This window comes from Polaromonas sp. P4_F6 (genome assembly GCF_056401275.1).
In genome coordinates this window covers 77,053-98,109 of the sequence record NZ_JBFUJQ010000001.1, presented here as the reverse complement: position 1 = coordinate 98,109, position 21,057 = coordinate 77,053, and the positions used below count along the sequence as shown (strand labels likewise).

The 21,057-nt window shown below is 63.7% G+C and carries 22 protein-coding genes and 1 tRNA gene; 12 read left to right on the top strand and 11 right to left on the bottom strand.

Annotated elements, in window-relative coordinates; all coding sequences use genetic code 11:
* Positions 1 to 43: 43 nt before the first annotated feature.
* Entirely contained in the window at positions 44 to 961 is a 918-nt protein-coding gene (locus AC1DUN_RS00510) for a YicC/YloC family endoribonuclease (RefSeq protein WP_477712256.1), read from the bottom strand.
* Between the two features lie 77 nt (positions 962 to 1,038).
* Between AC1DUN_RS00510 and AC1DUN_RS00505 the strand changes: the two genes are divergently transcribed.
* The 6 genes from AC1DUN_RS00505 to AC1DUN_RS00480 all read left to right on the top strand — a co-directional run bounded on the left by AC1DUN_RS00505 (position 1,039) and on the right by AC1DUN_RS00480 (position 5,839).
* A complete protein-coding gene (locus AC1DUN_RS00505; RefSeq protein ID WP_007874747.1) occupies positions 1,039 to 2,046 on the top strand; it encodes a serine/threonine protein kinase in 1,008 nt (335 codons plus the stop codon).
* Positions 2,043 to 2,945 carry a PP2C family protein-serine/threonine phosphatase gene (locus AC1DUN_RS00500; protein WP_007874749.1) on the top strand — a complete coding sequence of 301 codons (903 nt, stop codon included), beginning with the start codon at positions 2,043 to 2,045 and terminating at the stop codon, positions 2,943 to 2,945. Before AC1DUN_RS00505 ends, AC1DUN_RS00500 begins: the two co-directional genes overlap by 4 nt.
* A 99-nt stretch (positions 2,946 to 3,044) precedes the next feature.
* Positions 3,045 to 3,773: a ribonuclease PH gene (rph, locus tag AC1DUN_RS00495; protein ID WP_477662319.1), complete on the top strand. Its 729-nt coding sequence runs from the start codon at positions 3,045 to 3,047 to the stop codon at positions 3,771 to 3,773.
* 13 nt (positions 3,774 to 3,786) lie between these two features.
* Entirely contained in the window at positions 3,787 to 4,407 is a 621-nt protein-coding gene (gene rdgB / locus AC1DUN_RS00490) for an RdgB/HAM1 family non-canonical purine NTP pyrophosphatase (RefSeq protein ID WP_477712255.1), read from the top strand.
* An 8-nt stretch (positions 4,408 to 4,415) separates the two neighbouring features.
* The gene (gene hemW / locus AC1DUN_RS00485; RefSeq protein ID WP_477712254.1) at positions 4,416 to 5,606 is read left to right on the top strand and encodes a radical SAM family heme chaperone HemW; all 1,191 of its coding nucleotides are present in this window, start codon (positions 4,416 to 4,418) and stop codon (positions 5,604 to 5,606) included.
* Positions 5,607 to 5,623: 17 nt separating this feature from the next.
* Positions 5,624 to 5,839 (top strand): hypothetical protein, encoded by a 216-nt coding sequence (locus AC1DUN_RS00480; protein WP_477712253.1) that lies wholly within the window; start codon positions 5,624 to 5,626, stop codon positions 5,837 to 5,839.
* A gap of 22 nt (positions 5,840 to 5,861) precedes the next feature.
* Here the strand turns inward: AC1DUN_RS00480 and AC1DUN_RS00475 are convergent, their stop codons facing one another.
* Both AC1DUN_RS00475 and AC1DUN_RS00470 read right to left on the bottom strand, forming a co-directional pair.
* Positions 5,862 to 6,170, bottom strand: coding sequence for an I78 family peptidase inhibitor (locus AC1DUN_RS00475; RefSeq protein WP_477712252.1), 309 nt, complete (start codon positions 6,168 to 6,170; stop codon positions 5,862 to 5,864).
* Positions 6,171 to 6,304: 134 nt separating this feature from the next.
* Positions 6,305 to 7,504 (bottom strand): acyltransferase family protein, encoded by a 1,200-nt coding sequence (locus tag AC1DUN_RS00470; RefSeq protein WP_477712251.1) that lies wholly within the window; start codon positions 7,502 to 7,504, stop codon positions 6,305 to 6,307.
* A gap of 245 nt (positions 7,505 to 7,749) precedes the next feature.
* On the opposite strand from AC1DUN_RS00470, the gene AC1DUN_RS00465 reads away from it, so the two are divergent.
* Together AC1DUN_RS00465 and AC1DUN_RS00460 are read left to right on the top strand one after the other, a co-directional pair.
* Positions 7,750 to 7,839: transfer RNA gene (locus tag AC1DUN_RS00465), tRNA-Ser, on the top strand.
* A gap of 440 nt (positions 7,840 to 8,279) precedes the next feature.
* Positions 8,280 to 8,588 (top strand): hypothetical protein, encoded by a 309-nt coding sequence (locus AC1DUN_RS00460; RefSeq protein ID WP_007874756.1) that lies wholly within the window; start codon positions 8,280 to 8,282, stop codon positions 8,586 to 8,588.
* 56 nt (positions 8,589 to 8,644) lie between these two features.
* Here AC1DUN_RS00460 and ureG read toward each other — a convergent pair whose 3' ends face one another.
* Genes ureG through AC1DUN_RS00425 form a run of 7 tightly spaced genes read right to left on the bottom strand, consistent with a single transcriptional unit; the run spans position 8,645 to position 13,760 of the window.
* Positions 8,645 to 9,316, bottom strand: coding sequence for an urease accessory protein UreG (gene ureG, locus AC1DUN_RS00455; protein ID WP_074576668.1), 672 nt, complete (start codon positions 9,314 to 9,316; stop codon positions 8,645 to 8,647).
* Positions 9,317 to 9,356: 40 nt separating this feature from the next.
* Positions 9,357 to 10,073 (bottom strand): urease accessory protein UreF, encoded by a 717-nt coding sequence (locus tag AC1DUN_RS00450; RefSeq protein WP_477712250.1) that lies wholly within the window; start codon positions 10,071 to 10,073, stop codon positions 9,357 to 9,359.
* Between the two features lie 7 nt (positions 10,074 to 10,080).
* Positions 10,081 to 10,728, bottom strand: a complete 648-nt coding sequence (gene ureE / locus AC1DUN_RS00445) for an urease accessory protein UreE (protein ID WP_477712249.1) — start codon at positions 10,726 to 10,728, stop codon at positions 10,081 to 10,083.
* 32 nt (positions 10,729 to 10,760) lie between these two features.
* The gene (gene ureC, locus AC1DUN_RS00440) at positions 10,761 to 12,479 is read right to left on the bottom strand and encodes an urease subunit alpha (protein ID WP_477712248.1); all 1,719 of its coding nucleotides are present in this window, start codon (positions 12,477 to 12,479) and stop codon (positions 10,761 to 10,763) included.
* Positions 12,479 to 12,784 (bottom strand): urease subunit beta, encoded by a 306-nt coding sequence (locus tag AC1DUN_RS00435; protein ID WP_477662309.1) that lies wholly within the window; start codon positions 12,782 to 12,784, stop codon positions 12,479 to 12,481. The genes ureC and AC1DUN_RS00435 overlap by 1 nt, the downstream gene beginning before the upstream one ends.
* Positions 12,785 to 12,793: 9 nt before the next feature.
* Positions 12,794 to 13,411 carry a HupE/UreJ family protein gene (locus AC1DUN_RS00430; protein WP_477712247.1) on the bottom strand — a complete coding sequence of 206 codons (618 nt, stop codon included), beginning with the start codon at positions 13,409 to 13,411 and terminating at the stop codon, positions 12,794 to 12,796.
* A gap of 46 nt (positions 13,412 to 13,457) precedes the next feature.
* The gene (locus AC1DUN_RS00425; protein ID WP_007874763.1) at positions 13,458 to 13,760 is read right to left on the bottom strand and encodes an urease subunit gamma; all 303 of its coding nucleotides are present in this window, start codon (positions 13,758 to 13,760) and stop codon (positions 13,458 to 13,460) included.
* 169 nt (positions 13,761 to 13,929) lie between these two features.
* Here AC1DUN_RS00425 and AC1DUN_RS00420 point away from each other — a divergent pair, with 169 nt between their 5' ends.
* The 4 genes from AC1DUN_RS00420 (at position 13,930) to infA (ending at position 19,528) form a co-directional block, all read left to right on the top strand.
* Positions 13,930 to 17,457: a hybrid sensor histidine kinase/response regulator gene (locus tag AC1DUN_RS00420; protein ID WP_477712246.1), complete on the top strand. Its 3,528-nt coding sequence runs from the start codon at positions 13,930 to 13,932 to the stop codon at positions 17,455 to 17,457.
* Positions 17,441 to 18,502, top strand: a complete 1,062-nt coding sequence (locus tag AC1DUN_RS00415; protein ID WP_477712245.1) for a response regulator — start codon at positions 17,441 to 17,443, stop codon at positions 18,500 to 18,502. Before AC1DUN_RS00420 ends, AC1DUN_RS00415 begins: the two co-directional genes overlap by 17 nt.
* A 469-nt stretch (positions 18,503 to 18,971) precedes the next feature.
* A complete protein-coding gene (locus tag AC1DUN_RS00410; RefSeq protein ID WP_074576687.1) occupies positions 18,972 to 19,208 on the top strand; it encodes a hypothetical protein in 237 nt (78 codons plus the stop codon).
* Between the two features lie 62 nt (positions 19,209 to 19,270).
* Positions 19,271 to 19,528: a translation initiation factor IF-1 gene (gene infA / locus AC1DUN_RS00405; protein ID WP_007874777.1), complete on the top strand. Its 258-nt coding sequence runs from the start codon at positions 19,271 to 19,273 to the stop codon at positions 19,526 to 19,528.
* A gap of 86 nt (positions 19,529 to 19,614) precedes the next feature.
* Here the strand turns inward: infA and AC1DUN_RS00400 are convergent, their stop codons facing one another.
* The gene (locus AC1DUN_RS00400; protein ID WP_477712244.1) at positions 19,615 to 20,970 is read right to left on the bottom strand and encodes a dicarboxylate/amino acid:cation symporter; all 1,356 of its coding nucleotides are present in this window, start codon (positions 20,968 to 20,970) and stop codon (positions 19,615 to 19,617) included.
* Between the last annotated feature and the right edge of the window lie 87 nt (positions 20,971 to 21,057).

The following is a 21,057-nucleotide window of genomic DNA, read 5'->3' as shown; positions in this document are numbered from 1 at the left end:
TTCGGGGCGGTGAGTACTTATATATATGAGGGGTGGCCGGGGGCTATTCGATGTTCTGGACCTGCTCGCGGATCTGCTCGATCAGCACCTTCATGTCCACCGAAATGCGGGTCAGTTCCAGGGAGGCGGATTTGGAGCCCAGTGTATTGGCTTCGCGGTGCAGCTCCTGGATCAGGAAATCCAGGCGCTTGCCGAGCTCCCCGCCGCTGGCCAGCAGGCGGTCAATTTCATCGAGGTGCGAGGACAGGCGGGTAATTTCTTCGGCCACGTCTATGCGTATGGCGAAGGCCGTGGCCTCGGTCAGGGCCCGGTCCTGGGCGATTTCCGGCAGCGTGCTGCCGTCGGACAGGGCCATGGCCTCCTTCCAGCGCTCCAGGAAGCGGTTTTTCTGCTGCTCCACCAGCTTGGGCACCATGGGCACCGCCAGCGCAGCCAGCGCGCGCAGCTGCGCCGTGCGGTCCAGCAGCATCTCGGCCAGGCGGGCGCCCTCGCGTTCACGGGCCGCCATCAGCTCTTTGAGGGCCTTTTTGGCCAGCTTGAGCAGCTCCTCGCTGTAGTCGTGTGGTTTTTTGTCTTCATTCGTCGCAATTCTGAGAATATCTGCGACGCTCAGCGCCCCGGCCTGCGGCAGCCAGGACTTGATGCTGTCTTCCAGCGAACCCAGGCGCTGCAAGGTAGCCGAGGAGGGCGCGCGCAGGTTGCCCGACGAGGCGCTTTCCAGCGAAACCCGCACTTCGACCTTGCCGCGCTTGAGTTTGGCCGTCAGCAGTTCGCGCAGCGCCGGTTCGGCCTGCCGCAACTCGTCGGGCAGGCGGAAAGCCAGGTCCAGGAAGCGGCTGTTGACAGAGCGTATTTCGACGCCCAGACGGGAGCTGGCGTCAGGGCCCGATTCAGTTTCCGGGGCGGATTGCGCCATGCTTGATTGCACGGTTGCATAACCCGTCATGCTGTAAACTGACATTTTTAGATACGCTTTACTAGACTAGAGAGAGAAACAAGACCCAGGTTGACATTGTCACGCCTGGGCAACCCCAAATTATGTCAAAGGTCAAGCCTGCACCATTGCCGCCCGACACCGTGATTGGTGGCTATCGTGTTGTGCGAAAGCTTTCGGCCGGGGGCTTCGGGGTAGTTTACTTGGCCGTCGACAACGAGGGCCAGCAGGTCGCCATCAAGGAGTACCTGCCGTCCTCCCTGGCCAGCCGCTCGCCCGGTGAACTGCTTCCCCAGGTCCAGCCCGAAAAACTCTCGCTGTACCGCCTCGGCCTCAAGAGCTTTTTTGAAGAAGGCCGATCCCTCGCCCAGATTTCGCACGGCTCCGTGGTCAGCGTGCTGAACTTCTTCCGCGAGAACGAAACCGTTTACATGGTGATGAACTACCTGGAGGGTGGCACCCTGCAGGACTTCATCATCACGGCCCGCGAGCTCAAAAAGCAGAAGGTCTTCCGCGAATCGACCATACGCTCGCTGTTCGACGAGATCCTGCGCGGCCTGCGCATCGTGCACCAGCACAAGATGCTCCACCTGGACATCAAGCCCGCCAACATCTTCATCACCGACGACAACCGCGCCGTCATGATCGATTTCGGCGCCGCCCGCGAGGTGCTGAGCAAGGAAGGCAACTTCATCCGCCCCATGTACACGCCCGGTTTCGCCGCGCCCGAGATGTACCGCCGCGACTCCTCCATGGGCCCCTGGACCGATATTTACGCGATTGGCGCCTGCATTTACGCCACCATGCAGGGCTACCCGCCCAACGACGCGCCCCAGCGCCTCGAAAAAGACCGTCTGTCGCTTGCCCTGTCGCGGCTGCGCGGCGTCTATTCCGATAACCTCATTGAGGTTGTAGAGTGGTGCATGTCCCTCGATCCGCTGTCACGGCCCCAGTCGGTCTTCGCCCTGCAAAAAGAGCTGAGCCGGGAAGGCGAGCGCCGCTACACCAAGCTCACCGTCAGCGAAAAGGTTCGCCTGCAGTTTGACAACATGGTGTCCGACACCAAAAAATCCGCGCGCAAGGCCACCGGCTACGCGACCAAATTCAAATGAAATTCTCAGTCTTTCAGGTCAGCCGCAAAGGCGGGCGCGAGAAGAACGAAGACCGCATGGGCTATTGCTACACGCGCGAATCGGGCCTCTTCGTGCTGGCCGACGGCATGGGCGGCCACCCTGAAGGCGAAGTGGCGGCCCAGCTCGCCCTGCAGACCATCTCGGCGCTCTACCAGAAGGAAGCGCGCCCCGTCATTGAGGACACCACCGAATTCCTCTCCACCGCCCTGATGGCGGCGCACCACCAGATCATCCGCTACGCCAGTGAAAAAGGCATGCTGGACACCCCGCGCACCACGCTGGTGGCCGCCATCCTGCAGGGCACGGGCGCCACCTGGGTGCATTGCGGCGATTCGCGCCTGTACGTCGTGCGCGACGGTGAACTGCTCACGCGCACCCGCGACCACTCCTACCTTGAGCAGCAAAGCGCCGGCGTTATCAAGCTCGAGCGCATCAACCGCAACATCCTCTTTACCTGCCTGGGCTCGCCCACCAAGCCCGTCTTCGACGTCGCCGGCCCCGTCACCCTGCAGCAGGGCGACAAGCTGCTGCTGTGCTCCGACGGCCTTTGGGGCAGCCTCAGCGACGCCGAGATCGTGCGCCAGCTGGCCAGCAAAGGCGTGTCCGACGCGGTGCCCGACCTGGTCGAAAACGCCCTGCGCACCGGCGGCGAGCACAGCGACAACGTCACCGTGCTGGCCATGGAATGGGAAACGCCGGACGCCTTCGAATCCACCCGCGGCGTTTCCACCGACAGCATCATGGACGGCGTGTTCGCCTCCACCATCCAGGCCGGTGTGCTCGACTCGGTGGTCGACGACCTCGACGAGGCCACCATAGAGCGCTCGATCGCCGAGATCAACGAAGCCATACGCCGCTCGGCCGCCAGAAAAGCCTGATACCGGCGGCCTTTTTGCAGGTGCCGGCCGGCCATCCCGCTTTTTCCCTGTTTTTTCACTTCGCTGATCCCCCGGCGTTTTTGCCAGAAAGCCATTCCCATGAGCCAGTTTGAACGTAGCGGCGCGCGCGCCGCCGATGCCCTGCGCAGCGTGCGCATCACCCGCCACTACACCGCTTACGCCGAAGGCTCGGTGCTGATCGAGTTCGGCGGCACCAAGGTGCTGTGCACGGCGTCCGTTGAAGAAAAAGTCCCCGGCCACAAAAAAGGCAGCGGCGAAGGCTGGGTCACCGCCGAATACGGCATGCTGCCTCGCGCCACCCACACCCGCAGCGACCGCGAAGCCGCCCGCGGCAAACAAAGCGGCCGCACGCAGGAGATCCAGCGCCTGATAGGCCGTTCCATGCGCTCGGTGTTTGACTTGAAGAAACTCGGCGAGCGCACCATCCACCTGGACTGCGACGTCATCCAGGCCGACGGCGGCACCCGCACCGCCAGCATCACCGGCGCCTTTGTCGCCGCGCAGGACGCAGTCAACACCCTCATCGCCGGCGGCAAGCTCACGCAAAGCCCCATCATCGACCACGTCGCCGCCATCTCGGTCGGCATCGTGCAGGGCACACCGCTGCTGGATCTCGAATACACCGAGGACTCCGCCTGCGACACCGACATGAACGTCGTCATGACCGGTGCCGGCAATTACGTCGAAGTGCAGGGCACGGCCGAAGGCGCGGCCTTCTCGCGCAAGGAAATGGACGCGCTGCTGGTGCTCGCCGAAAAAGGCATCACCGAGCTGGTCGGCCTGCAAAAGCAGGCACTGGCCGGTTGATAGCCCGCCGCCCATGAAAAAAATCGTACTGGCCTCCAACAACCCCGGCAAGCTCGCCGAGCTCAAGGCCATGTTCGCGCCCCTGGGCCTGGAACTCGTGAGCCAGGCCGAGCTGGGCCTGCCCGAGGCTGAAGAGCCGTTTCGCACTTTTGTCGAAAATGCCCTCGCCAAGGCCCGCCAGGCTTCCCGCTTGAGCGGCCTGCCCGCGCTGGCCGACGACGCGGGCCTGTGCGTCGACGCCTTCGGTGGCCTGCCCGGCGTCGACACCGCGTTTTACGCCACGCGCTTCGGCTACACCAAGGGCGACGACAACAACGTCAAGGCCTTGCTCGAGCAGATGGCCCACCTGGCGCAGCCCGCTGAACGCCGCGCCGCTCTGGTCAGCACGCTGGTGGCCGTTCGTTCCGACAAAGACCCCGAGCCCTTGATTGCTTCCGGCCGCGTCGCGGGTCAGATCGCGCCGGCGCCCGTAGGCGAGAACGGTTTCGGCTTCGACCCCGTGATGTTTATCCCCGAGTTCGGCAAAACCTTCGCGCAGCTGCCCGTTGAGGTCAAGAACGCCAATAGCCATAGAGGCAAGGCAGCGCGCCGCATGATTGAACTCATGCGCGAGCAGTGGTTACCCACATCCTGAGGCCCGCCATGGCGCAGCAAGACATCCAGCACTACATGCGCAGCGGCACGCTGCAGCTGGCCGCGTTGCCGCCGCTGTCGCTGTATGTGCACCTGCCCTGGTGCATACGCAAGTGCCCCTATTGCGACTTCAATTCGCACGAAGCTGTGGGCGAAATGCCCGAGCAGCGTTATATAGGCGCGGTGGTCGCCGACCTCGAGGCCGCGCTGCCCCTGGTCTGGGGCCGCACCGTGCACAGCATCTTCATAGGCGGCGGCACGCCCAGCCTGTTCTCGCCGCAGGCCATAGACCGGCTGCTGGGTGACATACGCGCGCGCTTGAGGCTCGAAGCCGATTGCGAGATCACGCTTGAAGCCAACCCCGGCACCTTTGAGAAAGACCGCTTCAAGGCCTTTCGCGCCGCCGGCGTCACGCGCCTGTCCGTCGGGGTGCAAAGTTTTGACGACCAGCACCTCAAGGCCCTGGGCCGCGTGCATGACCGAGCCCAGGCCATTGCAGCGGTCGAGGAAGCCGCGCAGGCCTTTGACACCTTCAACCTCGACATCATGTACGCGCTGCCCGGCCAGACCATGGAGAGCCTGGAGCGCGACATGCGCCAGGCCCTGGCCCTGCAGCCGCCCCACATCTCCATCTACCACCTCACGATAGAGCCCAACACCTACTTCGCGAAATTCCCGCCCGTGGTGCCCGAGGAAGACACGGCCTACGCCATGCTCGACAAAATCACCGAGCTGACCGAGGCGGCCGGCCTGCGGCGCTATGAGGTCTCGGCCTATGCCAAAGCCGGCCACCAGTGCTTTCACAACCTCAACTACTGGCAGTTCGGCGACTACCTGGGAATAGGCGCAGGCGCCCACAGCAAGCTCAGCTTTGCGCATCGCGTGGTGCGCCAGGTGCGCTTTCGCGAACCCAGGCTCTACATGGAAAAATCCCTGGCCGGCGAAGCCGTCACGCAAGAGACCGAAGTCAGCCGCGCCGACCTGCCGTTTGAGTTCATGCTCAATGCGCTGCGCTTGCGCGAGGGCTTCAAGCTGCAGGATTTCACCGAAAAAACCGGCCTGCCCATCACCGCCATCCAGCAAGGCCTGGAAGAAGCCGAACGCAAGGGGCTGATAGAACGCGATTTCGCGCGCGTCAAGCCGACCGAGCGCGGTTTTGATTTTTTGAACGACTTGCAGTCACTGTTCCTGGCCGGCTAACGCAAGGCCCGAATCGCATGGAAACTCCCGCCCTTATTTTTCTGGTTGTCAGCTGCGCCATCAGTTTCGGGCTGGGGCGGCTGTTTGTGCACTTCCGCGACAAGAAGCGCAAGAAAGCCGCCGAAGAGCGCGCCGCCGCAGCACTGCGCAACCGCCCCGCCGAGCCCGAGTCGCTCAACAAGGCCAAACGCAAGCGGCAGCTTCAGCAGCAGGCCGCCAAGGACAAGCGCTAGCGTCCAGCTCGGCCCGGTGGCATCAGCCGCAGGCAACCCGCATCACCCGGCCCGCATCATCCACCGAGAGGTTTAGCCGCTCGGCATTGAACTCCATGGTCACAACCTGGTTGGGTTTGAGCACCCGAACGGTCTTTGCGCCGGCGCGCGTCCGTGCTTCGTTCTCCAATGCGGCATCTGCGTTGCGGCCTACGGCGAATTGGACGGGGGCGGCGTTGCAGCGGCCCGCCACGGGTGCGGGATCCGGCGCTTGGCCGGTGGCGGGGGTGCTGTTGCAGGCCGATATCAACAGGGAGGTGGTGGCAAGGGCTACCAGTATGGGTAAGCGCATGGCGGATCCTTTCGAAAAGCTGCGGCGGAATTCTTTGCGGCTTGACCTTGATACAGATTGGTCGTTCAAAGCTTAGCCCTGATGACGTTATGGAAAATGGGATGTCTACCGGTACTTCTTGTAGGCGCAGGTAACTAAACACGCCGGCCAAGGACAGTCTTGGCGATGGAGATACGGCTTGTTTTCACCCAGGCCGCCGCCCCGCGAGAAATGCGCATTGCGGGTTGCTCCAGGCGACGAAACGTTAAAAAACAAATCGAAATGAGAACGGGAGTACACAGTGCAATCCACATCCAGTGCTCGACTGCATCCAGCTTTGCCGCCGCACGAAATCCAATAAAAAAACGGAACACCACGAACAGCAAGATTCCATGTAACAGATAGATGCCATATGCCATTTCCCCCAGCACGCGGGAGGTGTGATTGGTCAAGAGCCCAAACAACGTGTTTCCGCCAGCGATGAGGGTAAATGCAATGGTCAAGAGCAGCAAAGGCATCGAATCATTGGCTACAGGGTAAATCACGACGGTCGCTACGGCACAGGCCAACACCAGCAGCGTGGCGATCTTTGTTGAAGCGAAAATGCGAAATTTTTCGTTGCGAACCAGGACGGCGGCAACCATGCCACCCATAAATGGCTTCGCATATGAGAGATCAAAATCCAAAAACCACGTAAACGCAAGAGCCGAGGCCAGCGCCAAAATCAGGTACCCGATGGGAGGTCGAACCCTCACCAACAATGCAAGAAGTGGGAGCATCAAGTAAAAAGCCCATTCATAGCGAAGTGTCCAAGTGACGCCTGCGGTGATAAGCGGAGTTTCGGCTACGCCGTTTAACTCAGGCGCTCCTGCCATGGTAAAAGCAAGCCAGCGAGTTACACCAAGTGCAAGGGACTCCGCAGGCACGCGCAATTGCCAGTTCGACATGACGGCCACAATAAAAAATGTCACGCCCACAGCAACCAAATAGAGGGGTAAAAGCCGGAAAAGACGTGAAATATAAAGGACAGTCCAGTCGATGGGTTGAGCCTTCGATTCAATTAATTTTGAGAAGAACAAAAAACCGGTAATCATGAAAAATACCGCAACGCTGCTTTGCCCCAGGTGCAGGTACAGGTTGGAAGGCGGCGTGTCCCATTGTCCCGTCCGGACAGCGAAGAACCAGATGGACCCATGATGTAAGAAGACGGCGAATCCCAAATATCCTCGCAGCCCATCAATAGATGCAACCCGCCCGGCCGGGAGAATCACCGCAAAACGCCTGGCGAGGAGCCAGGTTGTTACCCAAGCCAGGACAAAAATCAAAATAACTGGAACTGGGCTGATAGGGCTCATGCTGGGGGCAAATAAGGTTAATCGATGCATCCCATTTTGAAGCCGGGCAGCCCGCGCCGATGCATGCCCAAAGACTAGCATTAACTCAGAGCCATTCCGGCGCTATCGTCCCTTCCCCCATGGAACAGTTCGCCTTGAGTCTTTTGGCCTCGGTCGACTTGCCTTTCGGCAGTTACGAATGCGACGCCGTCCCCAACATCTGATCCGGCGGTTCCCACAAACGATGCGGTTAAACTACCCGACTCGGAAGCGTGGCAGAGCGGTTGAATGCAGCAGTCTTGAAAACTGCCGAGGATGCAAGTCCTCCGTGAGTTCGAATCTCACCGCTTCCGCCACTTTCAAGCAAGTGGCACAGGCGTTAATGCCATCCCCATTGCACACCCCGGTTCATCCTCTCATGGCTGCAACCGCACCCCGGTGCGCAGACATTCCCTGATTCGATAACAAGGCTCACGGCCCGCGCGGCGGCTGTGTTTGCCGGGGCCTGGTGGTTTGTGGGGCCATTTCGGGCGCTTTCGCCCTCAGTTGCGTGGTTTTTTTGCAGGACTGCGTCCGATGGACGATTTGCAACCAAAAAGCCTCACCAAATCGCGCTGGGGCCGGGCAAAGTACGCCTTACGTTTCCAATGCAACAAACAGACCCGAAAAAACGGAATTATTTCCTGGAACTATTCCCGCCCAATTCTGAAAACCTTTTTCAGGGCAGTGACGAGAAGCGTGGGCAGGGCCATCATAGAAACATTCCGTTACAGCGTAGAAGGACGCCTTAAATCCTATGACAGTTCCTGCTTTCCACCCCGAAGTCGCCGAGAAGGTGGCTACCGCTTTTGTCAAGGCAACCGGAGCCCGCTGGTCCTTTCCGCGGGTCGATATGCAGGACAAGGGCACTTTCATGTTGATCAGCGTCGATGCGGTATCGCCCGAGGTCCGGGAGGTGGCGCTCCCGGTCAAGGAGTCGATCACGCTGGCGCTCAACGAGGTCATTCCCTCTCATCCGTCGCAAAAATTCGGCAACTGGATGGTGGTGTTTTTCCACGAAGGCAAGATGTACGAAACCGTGCATCCCAGCGAATTCCACACCTGAATTCGCTGGCGTGAGCCTTCAAGCCGCCCGGCGGCACCGTGGCGGCTGCCCCCGTTTCAGGCGGCTTCGGCCTGGTTTTGCGGCAACATGCCCCGGGTTTCAATAAAGCTGATCACCTCGGCCAGGCCGGCCTGGGTTTTGAGGTTTGTCATTACAAATGGTTTCAAACCCTTGGCCGTGGTGCGCATGCGGATGGTGTCTTTTTTCATGACCTCGAGATCTGCACCCACATAAGGCGCCAGGTCGGTCTTGTTGATCACAAACAAGTCGCTTTTGGTGATACCGGGGCCGCCCTTGCGCGGAATCTTCTCGCCGGCCGCCACATCGATCACATAAATCGTCAAATCGCTCAATTCGGGGCTGAAGGTGGCGGCCAGGTTGTCGCCGCCGGATTCAACGAACACGACGTCGGCATCGGGAAAATCCACCAGCATGCGGTCTATGGCCTCCAGGTTGATGGAGGCATCCTCGCGAATCGCGGTGTGCGGGCAGCCGCCGGTCTCCACGCCCATGATGCGTTCGGCCGCCAGCGCGCCGCTCACGGTCAGCAGGCGCTGGTCTTCCTTGGTGTAGATGTCGTTGGTGATGGCCACCAGGTCGTACTTGGCCTTCATGGCCTTGCACAGCATTTCGAGCAGCGTGGTCTTGCCGGAGCCGACCGGGCCGCCTATGCCCACGCGCAGGGGCGGAAGCTTTTTGCTGCGGTTGGCGATGTGGTGCAAGCTCATGGGAATACCTTGAAAAAGAAGATGGGCAGTGTCAATCGGCTCAGGAGCGGAACAGCCGCGAATACTGGGTTTCGTGGCGGGCCGACAAAATCGCCAGCATGGGGGAAAAAGCCTGGCGCTCGCCGTCCGGCAGGCGCAGCGCCGCTTCCACGGCGGGCGGTATGTCGCGGCTCAGCCGGGCCAGTATGCGCTGGCCGGCGCTCTGGCCCAGGGGCACGGACTTGATCGCGGCCTGCATCATGTTCTCGGCCCAGCCAAAGGCATAGGCCAGCAGGCAGTCGCGCACGCCGGCTTCGGTCTGTGAGGCCGCCAGCGCAAAAGCCACGGGGTAGGTCGGCTGCAGCGCGGCGCAGGCTTCTATATGCGCGGCGCTGGCGCCTTCATGGTTGCGCAGCCATTCGAGCAGCGAGCGGCCCATTTGTTCGGTCTGGGCGCGCAGCTCGCTGGTCTCGCGGGTTTGCAGCAGCCAGGCATTCAGGCCTGCGATGCGCGCCAGCCTGCCTTCGCGCCAGGCTGAAATGGCCTGGGCAATCACCGCCAGGTCGCCGCGGGCCAGGGCCAAATGGAGCTGGTCGCTGAGCCAGCTTGCGGCCTGGCTTTCCGTCGTGACCTCGCCGCATTCGACAGCAGCTTCCAGGCCTTCTGAATACGAGAAGCCGCCCACCGGCAAGGCGGGCGAGGCCAGCCAGATCAGCTGCAGCAGGCTGGACGCCGCAAGCTGTTCCGTAGGGGCTGCGGGCGTTGTGGGCGCGTCCACGGCAAGCCTAGTGGCTATGGGGTTTGTGCTTGTGGACCTGGACGGCCACGGGTTTGGCCCCATGCGCGTGGTCATGGTCGTGGTCATCGTGGCCATGGTTGCAGCCTGGCCCGTGCACATGGGGTGCCGGCGCGGCGGCCGCGGCAACAGCTTCATGGCTGTGCCCATGTCCATCGTGGTCATGGCCGTGCCCATGGCCGCCCGAGCTGTAGGCGCCGCCTTCGGGTTCAAAGGCTTCTTCAGCCTCATTCACGATCAGGTGCATGGCGCGCAGCATGTCGGCCAGCACATGATCGGGTTCTATCTTGAGGTGGTCGGGCTTGAGCTCTATCGGCACGTGCCGGTTGCCCAGGTGGTAGGCCGCGCGCGTCAGGTCAAAAGGCGAGCCGTGCGAGGTGCAGGCCGTGATGCGCAGCACTGGCTGCGGCGCGGCGATCACTCTGACCATGGAGCCGTCTTCGGCCAGCAGCACATCGCCGCCGCGCACCAGCGTGCCGCGCGGCAGGAACACACCCAGCTGGCGGCCCTGCGAGTCGGTCGCGTCAAAGCGGCTTTTCTGGCGCACGTCCCAGTCGAGCTCAAGGGTGGCGGCGCGTTTGACGAGCACGGGGGCCAGGCCCGCGCCCTGAGAAATCACTTTGGAAACCTGGAGCATGAGGCCTTCACAACAAAGATTGGGAACAAGACTTAAAACAGGAAATACCGCTGCGTCATCGGCAGGCTGGTCGCCGGCTCGCAGCCCAGCAGCTGGCCGTCGGCACGCACCAGGTAGGTCTGGGCATCGACTTCCATCCTGGGCAAGTAGGCATTGTGGACCATGTGCTGCTTGCGCACGCCGCGCACGTTTTTCACGGCGCTCAGGGTCTTGGCCAGGCCGAAGCGCTCCTTGACGCCGGCGTTCAGGCCGGCCTGCGAGACAAAGGTCAGCGAGCCTTTGGCGATGGCGCCGCCGAAGGCGCCGAACTGGGGGCGGTAGTGCACCGGCTGCGGCGTGGGGATGGACGCGTTCGGGTCGCCCATGGCCGCCATGGCGATAAAGCCGCCCTTGAGGATGACCGAGGGCTTGATGCCGAAAAAGGCCGGTTTCCAGACCACCAGGTCGGCCCACTTGCCAGGCTCGACCGAGCCGACCTCGTGCGAGATGCCGTGGGCGATCGCCGGGTTGATGGTGTATTTGCTGATGTAGCGCTTGGCGCGGAAGTTGTCGTGGCGCTCGCTGTCGCCGGGCAGCTTGCCGCGCTGCAGCTTCATCTTGTGCGCGGTCTGCCAGGTGCGGATGATGACCTCGCCGACGCGGCCCATGGCCTGGCTGTCGGAGCTGAACATGCTGATCGCGCCCAGGTCGTGCAGCACGTCCTCGGCGGCGATGGTCTCCTTGCGGATGCGGCTCTCGGCAAAAGCCAGGTCTTCGGCGATGCCGGCGTCCAGGTGGTGGCACACCATCAGCATGTCGACGTGTTCGTCCAGCGTGTTGACGGTATAGGGCATGGTTGGGTTGGTGGAGGAGGGCAGGAAGTTCTCCTCGCCCACCACGCGCAAAATGTCGGGCGCATGGCCGCCGCCCGCGCCTTCGGTGTGGAAGGCGCACAGGCTGCGGCCCTTGGTCGCGGCAATCGTGTTCTCGACGAATCCGGATTCATTGAGCGTGTCGCTGTGAATGGCGACCTGAGTGTCGGTTTCTTCCGCCACGTCCAGGCAGTTGCTGATGGCCGCGGGCGTGGTGCCCCAGTCTTCATGCAGCTTCAGGCCCATGACGCCGGCATTGATCTGCTCATGCAGCGCGGCCGGCAGGCTGGCATTACCCTTGCCCAGGAAACCCAGGTTCATCGGGAAGGCGTCAGCCGCCTGCAGCATGCGCTCGATGTTCCAGGGGCCAGGCGTACAGGTGGTGGCAAAAGTGCCGGTGGCCGGCCCGGTACCGCCGCCCAGCATGGTGGTGATGCCGGCGGTCAGCGCTTCCTCGATCTGCTGCGGGCAGATGAAGTGGATGTGCGAGTCGATGCCGCCGGCGGTGACGATCATGCCTTCGCAGCTGATGATCTCGGTGCCTGGGCCGATGATCATGTCGACGCCGGGCTGGGTGTCGGGGTTGCCGGCCTTGCCAATGGCCGCGATACGCCCGCCCTTGAGGCCTATGTCGGCCTTGACGATGCCCCAGTGGTCGATGATGAGCGCATTCGTCATCACGCAGTCCATGGCGCCTTCGGCCCGCGTCTTTTGCGACTGGGCCATGCCGTCGCGTATCGTCTTGCCGCCGCCGAACTTGACTTCCTCGCCGTAGCTGCCGGCGCGCAAGGTGTAGTCGGCCTCGACTTCGACCAGCAGCTCGGTGTCGGCCAGGCGCAGGCGGTCACCGACCGTGGGCCCGAACATTTCCGCGTAGGCGCGGCGTCCAATCGTTGCCATCAGAGCTTTCCTTGTACGAGGCCGCGAAAGCCGTAAACCGTGCGGTCGCCCGCGAATTCCACGAGTTCCACCGTGCGCTGCTGGCCCGGCTCAAAACGCACGGCCGTGCCCGAGGCGATGTTCAGCCGCATGCCGCGCGCCGCGTCGCGGTCAAAGCCGAGCGCGCCGTTGGTTTCAGCGAAGTGGTAATGCGAGCCGACCTGTATGGGCCGGTCGGCCGTGTTCTGCACAACCACGGTCAGCGTGCGCCGACCCGCGTTGAGCACATGGTCGGGGCCGTCAGTGATGAGTTCTCCGGGAATCATGGCGTGCCTTCAGGCCAGTTGGGCCAGCAGGGTCACGCCGAAGACGGCGACGACTGCGCCGGCCGCGCGCGGCAGCCATGCGCTCGCGCCGCGCAGCGCCCAGCCGGCGCCCAGGCCCACCAGGTGCAGCAGCACGGTAGCGGCCAGCATGCCCGAGAGGGTGGCCCAGGCGCTGGGCGCTTCGGCCAGTTCATAACCGTGGGCCAGGCCGTGAAAGACGGCGAACACGCCGACGATGAGCGCGGCCGCGATGCCGGGCACATGCCAGCGCGTCACGACCAGCAGGCCGGTGACCAGCAGCGAGGCCGCAATCATGGGCTCGACCGCCGGGATCTGCACACCCTGCAGGCCCAGCAGCGCACCCGCCAGCAGCATGCCGGCAAAGCCCAGCGGGCCCCACAGCAGTTCAGGGCCGGCGCGGCGCGCGACCAGCGCGCTCCACAGGCCCACGGCCACCATGGCCGCCAGATGGTCCATGCCGGTCAGCGGGTGCAGAAAGCCGGTGAAAAAATCCAGGTGCGCGTGGCCGTCCACGCCGGTGTGCGCGAAGGCCGCCGCGGGCAGCGCGGCCGCCAGGGCCAGCAAGGCGCGCAATGCGCGGGGCGAGGGCAGGGCAAAAAAACTCACGGCAATCTCCTGTGGGATGGGTGTTGTTGGCGACGTTCAGAGGCGTTCAGACAATGGGCTGGTGCACGGTGACCAGCTTGGTGCCGTCGGGAAAGGTCGCTTCGACCTGGATGTCGGGGATCAGCTCGGGGATGCCGTCCATCACGTCGGCGCGGGTCAGCACGGTGCGGCCTTCGCTCATGAGCTGGGCGACGGATTTGCCGTCGCGCGCGCCTTCCATGACGGCGGCGCTGATCAGCGCGACGGACTCGGGGTAGTTGAGCTTGAGGCCGCGCGCGCGGCGCCTTTCGGCCAGCAGGGCTGCCGTAAAAATAAGCAGCTTGTCTTTCTCGCGGGGTGTCAATTCCATGGTGCTCTCTCGGGGCGGGCTGCCGGCTTGGGGATCTTGCCGGGGTGCAAGAATGGTGCCATAAGACGCTGCCTACGGTCCAGCCTGGAGCAGGCCGCCCAGGCGCATGGCACAGAACATGCACCTGAGGACGCTCAATCACTACGCGCCCGGCGCATCTGCCCCTCCCATGGACGCCCCGCTCACGCCCCTGCAGCCGCCACTGCCGCCCGAAGCGGCGGCGGCCGCGCCCATGGCGGGCGAGGCGCCGCCGCTGCAGCGCATCATCAAGGTCAGGCGCGACTACAACAGCTGGGTCGCCAGCGAAACCATGGAAGACTACGCGCTGCGCTTTACGCCGCAGCGCTTTCGCAAGTGGTCGGAATGGCGGGTCGCCAACACCGCCTTTGGCGCGGCCTCCTTTCTGATCCTGGAAGCGGTGGGTGCCACCTTGCTGGTCAAGTACGGTTTCACCAATGCCTTCTGGGCCATCGTCGCCACCGGCCTCATCATCTTCCTGGCCGGCTTGCCCATCAGCATTTACGCGGCGCGCTACGGCGTGGACATGGACCTGCTGACGCGCGGCGCCGGCTTCGGCTACATAGGCTCGACGCTGACCTCGCTGATCTACGCCTCCTTCACCTTTATCTTTTTCGCGCTGGAGGCGGCCGTCATGGCCTACGCGCTGGACCTGGCCCTGGGCATTCCGCCCAGCTGGGGCTATTTGATCTGCGCGCTGGTGGTGATCCCGCTGGTCACCCACGGCGTGTCCGTGATCTCGCGCCTGCAGGTCTGGACCCAACCCCTGTGGCTGGTCATGCTGGTCGTGCCCTTTGTGTTTGTGCTGCTGCGCGATCCTGGTGCTTTTTCGGGCGTGCTGCACTATGGCGGTGAGAAGGGCGTGGGCAGCGAGTTTGATTTGCACCTGTTTGGTGCCGCATTGACCGTGGGCATTGCGCTGATCACCCAGATGGGCGAGCAGGCCGACTATTTGCGCTTCATGCCGGTGCAGACGCCGGCCAGGCGCTGGCGCTGGTGGGGCGGCGTGCTGGCCGGCGGGCCGGGCTGGGTCTTCCTGGGCGTGGTGAAGATGCTGGGCGGCGCCTTCCTGGCCTACCTGGCGATTACCAATATGGTGCCGCTGGACCGCGCGGTGGACCCCAACCAGATGTACCTCGCGGCCTATGAATACGTGTTCCCGCACTACGGCATGGCCGTGGCCGCCACCGCGCTCTTCGTGGTCGTGTCGCAGCTCAAGATCAACGTCACCAACGCCTATGCCGGCTCGCTGGCCTGGTCAAATTTCTTCTCACGCATCACGCACAGCCATCCGGGCCGCGTGGTCTGGGTGGTGTTCAACACGCTGATCGCCTTCATGCTGATGGAGATGAACGTCTTCCAGGCGCTGGGCGACGTGCTGGGCCTGTACTCCAACATCGCCATCGCCTGGGTCATGGCCGTGGTGGCCGACCTGGTCATCAACAAGCCGCTGGGCCTGAGCCCACCGGGCATAGAGTTCAAGCGCGCCCACCTCTACGACATCAACCCGGTCGGCGTGGGCGCCATGGCCCTGGCTTCGGCGCTGTCCATCACGGCGCACCTGGGGCTGTACGGCGAGATGGCGCAGGCCTTTTCGGCGGTGATCGCCATGGGCACGGCCTTTGTGGCGGCGCCGCTGATCGCCTGGGCCACCAAGGGCCGTTACTACATCGCGCGTGGCCCGGCCGTGGCGGTTGGTGAGGGCGCCTACAAGCCTTATGCGCTGCAGCAATGCGTGATCTGCGAGCGCGCCTACGAAGGCCCGGACATGGCCCACTGCCCGGCCTACCAGGGGCCCATCTGCTCGCTGTGCTGCACGCTGGATGCGCGCTGCGGCGACCTGTGCAAGCCGCACGCCAGCCTCTCGGCGCAATGGTCGGGCGCGCTGCGCTGGTTGTTGCCGCGCCGCGCCTGGCCGTACCTGGACACCGGCCTGGGCCACTTCCTGCTGCTGATGCTGATCATCGTGCCCTTGCTGGCCAGCGTGTTCGGTCTGCTTTACCACCAGGAAATCAGCGCGCTGTCGGACTTCACGCCCTCCGAGCCGGCCCTGAAGTCGGGCTTTCTGAAGGCCTATATGGCGTTGCTGGTGATCGCCGGCCTGGTCGCCTGGTGGCTGGTGCTGGCGCACAAGAGCCGCCAGGTGGCACAGGAAGAATCGAACCGCCAGACGCATTTGCTGATGCGCGAGATCGAGTCGCACCGCCAGACCGACGAGGCGCTGCAGCAGGCCAAGCGCGTGGCCGAAGAAGCGCGCCACCATGCCGACCAGGCCAACCAGGCCAAGAGCCGCTACATCAGCGCCATCAGCCACGAGCTGCGCACGCCGCTCAACAGCATCCTGGGCTATGCGCAGCTCATGGGCGAGGACAGCGCGATACCGCCGCACCGCAAGCAGGCCGTCAGTGTCATCAAGCGCGGCGGCGAGCACCTGCTGTCGCTGATCGAAGGCACGCTGGACATCGCCCGCATCGAGGCGGGCAAACTCACGCTCAACGTCAAGCCCATGCATTTCGCCGATTGTGTGCACGAGATGGCCGGCATGTTCGAGCTGCAGGCCGCGGCCAAGGGCCTGGCCTTTCACTTCGAGGCCAGCGGCAACCTGCCCGAGCTGGTGCGCGCCGACGAAAAACGCGTGCGCCAGATCCTTATCAACCTGCTGGGCAATGCCATCAAGTTCACGGTGCAGGGGCAGGTGACTTTCCGGTTGCGCCATGCGCGCGAGATGGCCTACATCGACATCGAGGACACCGGCCCCGGCATGCGCGAGGCGGAACTCGCGCGCATCTTTGAGCCCTTCGCGCGCGGCACCGCGGCCGGCCAGAGCGCCGAAGGCACGCCGGGCGCCGGCCTGGGCCTGACGATTGCCAAGATGCTGACCGACCTGATGGGCGGTGAGATGACGGTGGTCAGCACGCCGGGCCAGGGTTCCATCTTCCGCATACGGCTGTTCCTGCCCGAGGTGCACCTGCCGGCGGGTGCCGCCAAAGAGGCCGCCGCCGTGCCGGCGCGGCGCCGGCCGCGCGGCTATGAGGGCGCGCGCCGCAAGCTGCTGGTGGTCGACAACGAAGAGCCCGACCGCGAACTGCTGGTGCAGCTGCTGCAGCCCATGGGCTTTGAGCTGCGCACCGCCGCCAGCGGCCACGACTGCCTGGACCTGCTGGCCGCCGGCTACCAGCCCGACGTGATCTTCATGGACCTGGCCATGCCGGGCATAGACGGCTGGGAGACGCTGCGCCGCGTGCGCGGCTCCGGCCATGAGGGCATACACCTGGCCGTCGTCTCGGCCAATGCCTTTGACAAAGGCATGGAAAACGACGCGGGCATTCTTCCCGAAGACTTCATCTTGAAGCCCGTGCGCCACACCGAGCTGATCGCCTGGCTGGAGCGGCGCCTGTCGCTCGCCTGGCGTTATGACGAGCCGGCCGAGGAGCTTGTGCCCGCTGCCGCGCCATCGCGGCGCGTGCTGCCGCACGCCCCGCAGCTGGCCGCGTTGCAGGAGGTGGTCAGCCTCGGTTTTTACCGCGGCATCATGAACATGCTGGCGGAGATAGAGCGGCAGCAGCCCGCCACCGCCGCGTTTGTTGAAGACATGCGCGTGCTGGCGCGGCAGTTCCAGTTCGAGGCCATGGGCCGCCAGCTCGCCAACCAGGAGGCCAGCCATGAGCAGCGTGCTTGAAGATTCCCCCACCACACTGAACCCGCCGAGCCGCTGCCTGGACCGCACGCTGGACCGGGCCAACAGCGACGTCGTGCTCATCGTGGACGACGTGCCCGACAACCTCTCGGTGCTGCACGATGCCCTCGATGAATCGGGCTATACCGTGCTGGTGGCCACCAGCGGCGAGGCCGCCCTGCAGCGCGCGCTGCAGGCCAGGCCCGACATCGTGCTGCTGGACGCGATGATGCCGGGCATGGACGGCTTTGAAGTCGCCAAGCGCCTGAAGGCCATGGCCGAGACCGCCCACATTCCCATCATCTTCATGACCGGCCTGACCGAAACCGAGCACCTGGTGGCCGCGCTGGAGGCCGGCGGCGTGGACTATGTGACCAAGCCCATCAAGCCCAAGGAAGTCATGGCGCGCATGGGCGTGCACCTGCAGGGCGCGCGCCGCGCCCGCCAGGAGGCGCGCCAGGCCGGCCAGGCGCGCAACGCGCTGGACGCCTTCGGTTATGCCAGCATCACGGTGCGCATGGGCGGCGCGGCCGACGGCCGGCTGATCTGGCAGACGCCGCTGGCGCGCGAGCTTTTGATGCGCTACTACGGCACCTCGGCGCCGCAAACGCCCGAGCCGGTGCTGGCCTGGTTGCGCAGCCACCTCGCGGACGCCGAGCGCCAGGTCGAGCCGCCGCGCCTGGCGGTGGAAATGGGCCCGCGCCGGCTGACCTTCCGGCTGCACCAGCAGACCGGCGACGGCGGCGAAAGCGGCGACGCCGCCGGCCGGGGCGACTGGCTGATCGTGATGCGCGAGATTTCCGACGATGCGGTGGTCGAGGCCATGAGCCTGAGCTTCAAGCTCACCGCCCGCGAGGCCGAAGTGCTGTACTGGGTGGTCAAGGGCAAGACCAACCGCGACATCGGCGACATCCTGGGCTCCAGCCCGGCCACCGTGAAGAAGCACCTTGAACGGGTCTACGCCAAGCTGGGCGTGGAAACCCGCACCGCCGCCGCGGGCATGGCCATGAACCGCATACGCCAGCTGCATCCTCAATTTGAAGGCTAGAGTATGGCCCCCACGGTCGCTCACTGCGTGTAGCTCCCTGCCCCCCGAGGGGGCCGCCCGCCCTCCGGCCCGGCGAAGCCGGTTCCGGGGATCATGCTTGTAAGAAGAGGGGGCTGGCCCGCACCTATGGGGGTCAAAAGCGCGATTTCCGCCGGGCGGTTACAATAAGAGCTTCGGTAAAGCATCAGCTTTTTACATCGAGACCTTTTCCCAACAGGTTTCCTTCTCAATAGCGGCGCTTCCCAGAGCCCGAATCCACAGTGTTTTCAGTGCCCATACAGCCCTGAACCCTCTCAGCACTGTTCCGTTTTTCCGGCGAGCACTCTTCCCGACAGTGCCCACGCATGGCTCAACCAGCCCAGCCCCTGACAAGGGCCAGGCGGGTGGACACCGAACACCCGCCGGCTTGCTCGCAAGCCGATTCTCCTTATTTATCAAGCCGGGACACATAACCCGGCACGGACTTTTTATGAACGTAGATCACACCAAAATCGCGGTGGGCAAGTACCTTGTCTCACCACTGGCCAAGCAGCAAGGCGAAGGCTACGCTGCATCGGTCTCCATCCGCTCCGGCCGCGGCAGCGCCACGCACGACCGCGTGCTGCGCTTCAGCGGCCTCTTCGACAGCGCGGCCTCGGCCGTGCAATACGCGACGGAACATGCCCTGCGCTGGATCCACGAGCGCTCAACGCCGGCCTGCGCATAAGCCTTGCCAGCCCTGACAACAGACATCACGGACAACTTTTTCAATTCCCTAGGAGTTACATCATGGCCAAAGAAGAACTGATTGAAATGCATGGGCTGGTCGACGAAGTGTTGCCGGATTCGCGCTTTCGCGTCACGCTCGAGAACGGCCACAAGCTTGTGGCTTACACCTCGGGCAAGATGCGCAAAAACCATATCCGCATCCTGGCCGGCGACCAGGTGTCGCTGGAGCTCTCGCCCTACGACCTGAGCAAGGGCCGGATCACCTTCCGCCACATCGCAGGCCGCGGCCCGGGCCCGGCGCCGCGCCAGGCCCGCTAAACCGGCCTTCGCCGGCGAAAAAGCACAAAGCCCGGCAGGTGGAGAGGAATCTCCGCCTGCCGGGCTTTGTCATTGGGGGCGTGTTTTCAGTGGCGGCCGGCCGCCATGTGCTCGGTCTTTTTGTTGATCAGCACCTCGGGCTCCTGGGCCTCGACCCAGCTCTCGTTGTCGAGCCCGGCCTTAAGCCTATCGGTGTCCAGGTCATTGGTCCATTTGGCGACCACGATGGTGGCCACGCCGTTGCCTATCAGGTTGGTCAGCGCACGCGCTTCCGACATGAAACGGTCTATGCCCAGGATCAGCGCCAGCCCCGCCACGGGCACGGTGCCCACGGCCGACAGCGTGGCGGCCAGCACGATGAAGCCGCTGCCCGTGATGCCGGCCGCGCCCTTGGAGGTCAGCAGCAGCACCGCCAGCAGCGTGAGCTCCTGCGTGAGCGTCATCGGCGTGTTGGTGGCCTGCGCGATGAACACCGCCGCCATCGTGAGGTAGATGGAGGTGCCGTCCAGGTTGAAGGAGTAGCCGGTCGGGATCACCAGGCCCACGGTGGTCTTTTTCGCGCCCAGGTTCTCCATCTTTTCCATCATGCGCGGCAGCACCGATTCGGATGAAGAGGTGCCCAGCACGATCAGCAGCTCTTCCTTGATGTATTTGATGAACTTCCAGATGCTGAAGCCGTGGACGCGCGCGATGGTGCCCAGCACCACGAAGATGAAGAGCAGGCAGGTCGCGTAGAAGGCGGCCATCAGCTTGCCCAGCGACACCAGGCTGTCCACGCCGTAAGCACCTATGGTGAAGGCCATGGCGCCGAACGCGCCTATGGGCGCCACCTTCATGATGAAACCGACGATGGTGAACAGCACGTGCGAGGTTTTTTCGACGAAGTCGAACACCAGCGTGCCGCGCCCGCCGAAACGGTGCAGCGCGAAGCCGAACATCACCGCGATCAGCAGCACCTGCAAAATCTCGCCTTTGGCGAAGGCGTCCACCACGGTGGACGGGATGATGTTCATGATGAAGTCGGTGGTGCCGACCATCTTGCCCGGGCCGGTATAGGCGGCAATGGCCTTGGTGTCCAGCGTGGACACATCGACATTCATGCCCTGGCCGGGCTTGAACACATTGACCAGCACCAGGCCGATGATCAGCGCGAAGGTGCTGACGATCTCAAAGTACAGCAGCGCCAGGCCGCCGGTCTTGCCGACCTTCTTCATGTCCTCCATGCCGGCGATGCCGATCACGACGGTGCAGAAGATGATGGGCGCGATCATCATCTTGATGAGCTTGATGAAGCCGTCGCCCAGTGGCTTCATGAGCTTGCCGGCGTCGGGGTAAAAATGCCCCAGCAGCACGCCGGCGACGACCGCGCAGATCACCTGGAAATAGAGTGATTTGTAAAGGGGCGGCTTGCGCTTGGTTGTCTCTGTTGTCGTTGTTGTCATGGCCGGGACGCGTCAGGCTGCGCGCAGTGGTGGTCGGGTCATCAAATATAGCCCCGCCACACGATTTGTCCATGTGGGAAACCACAG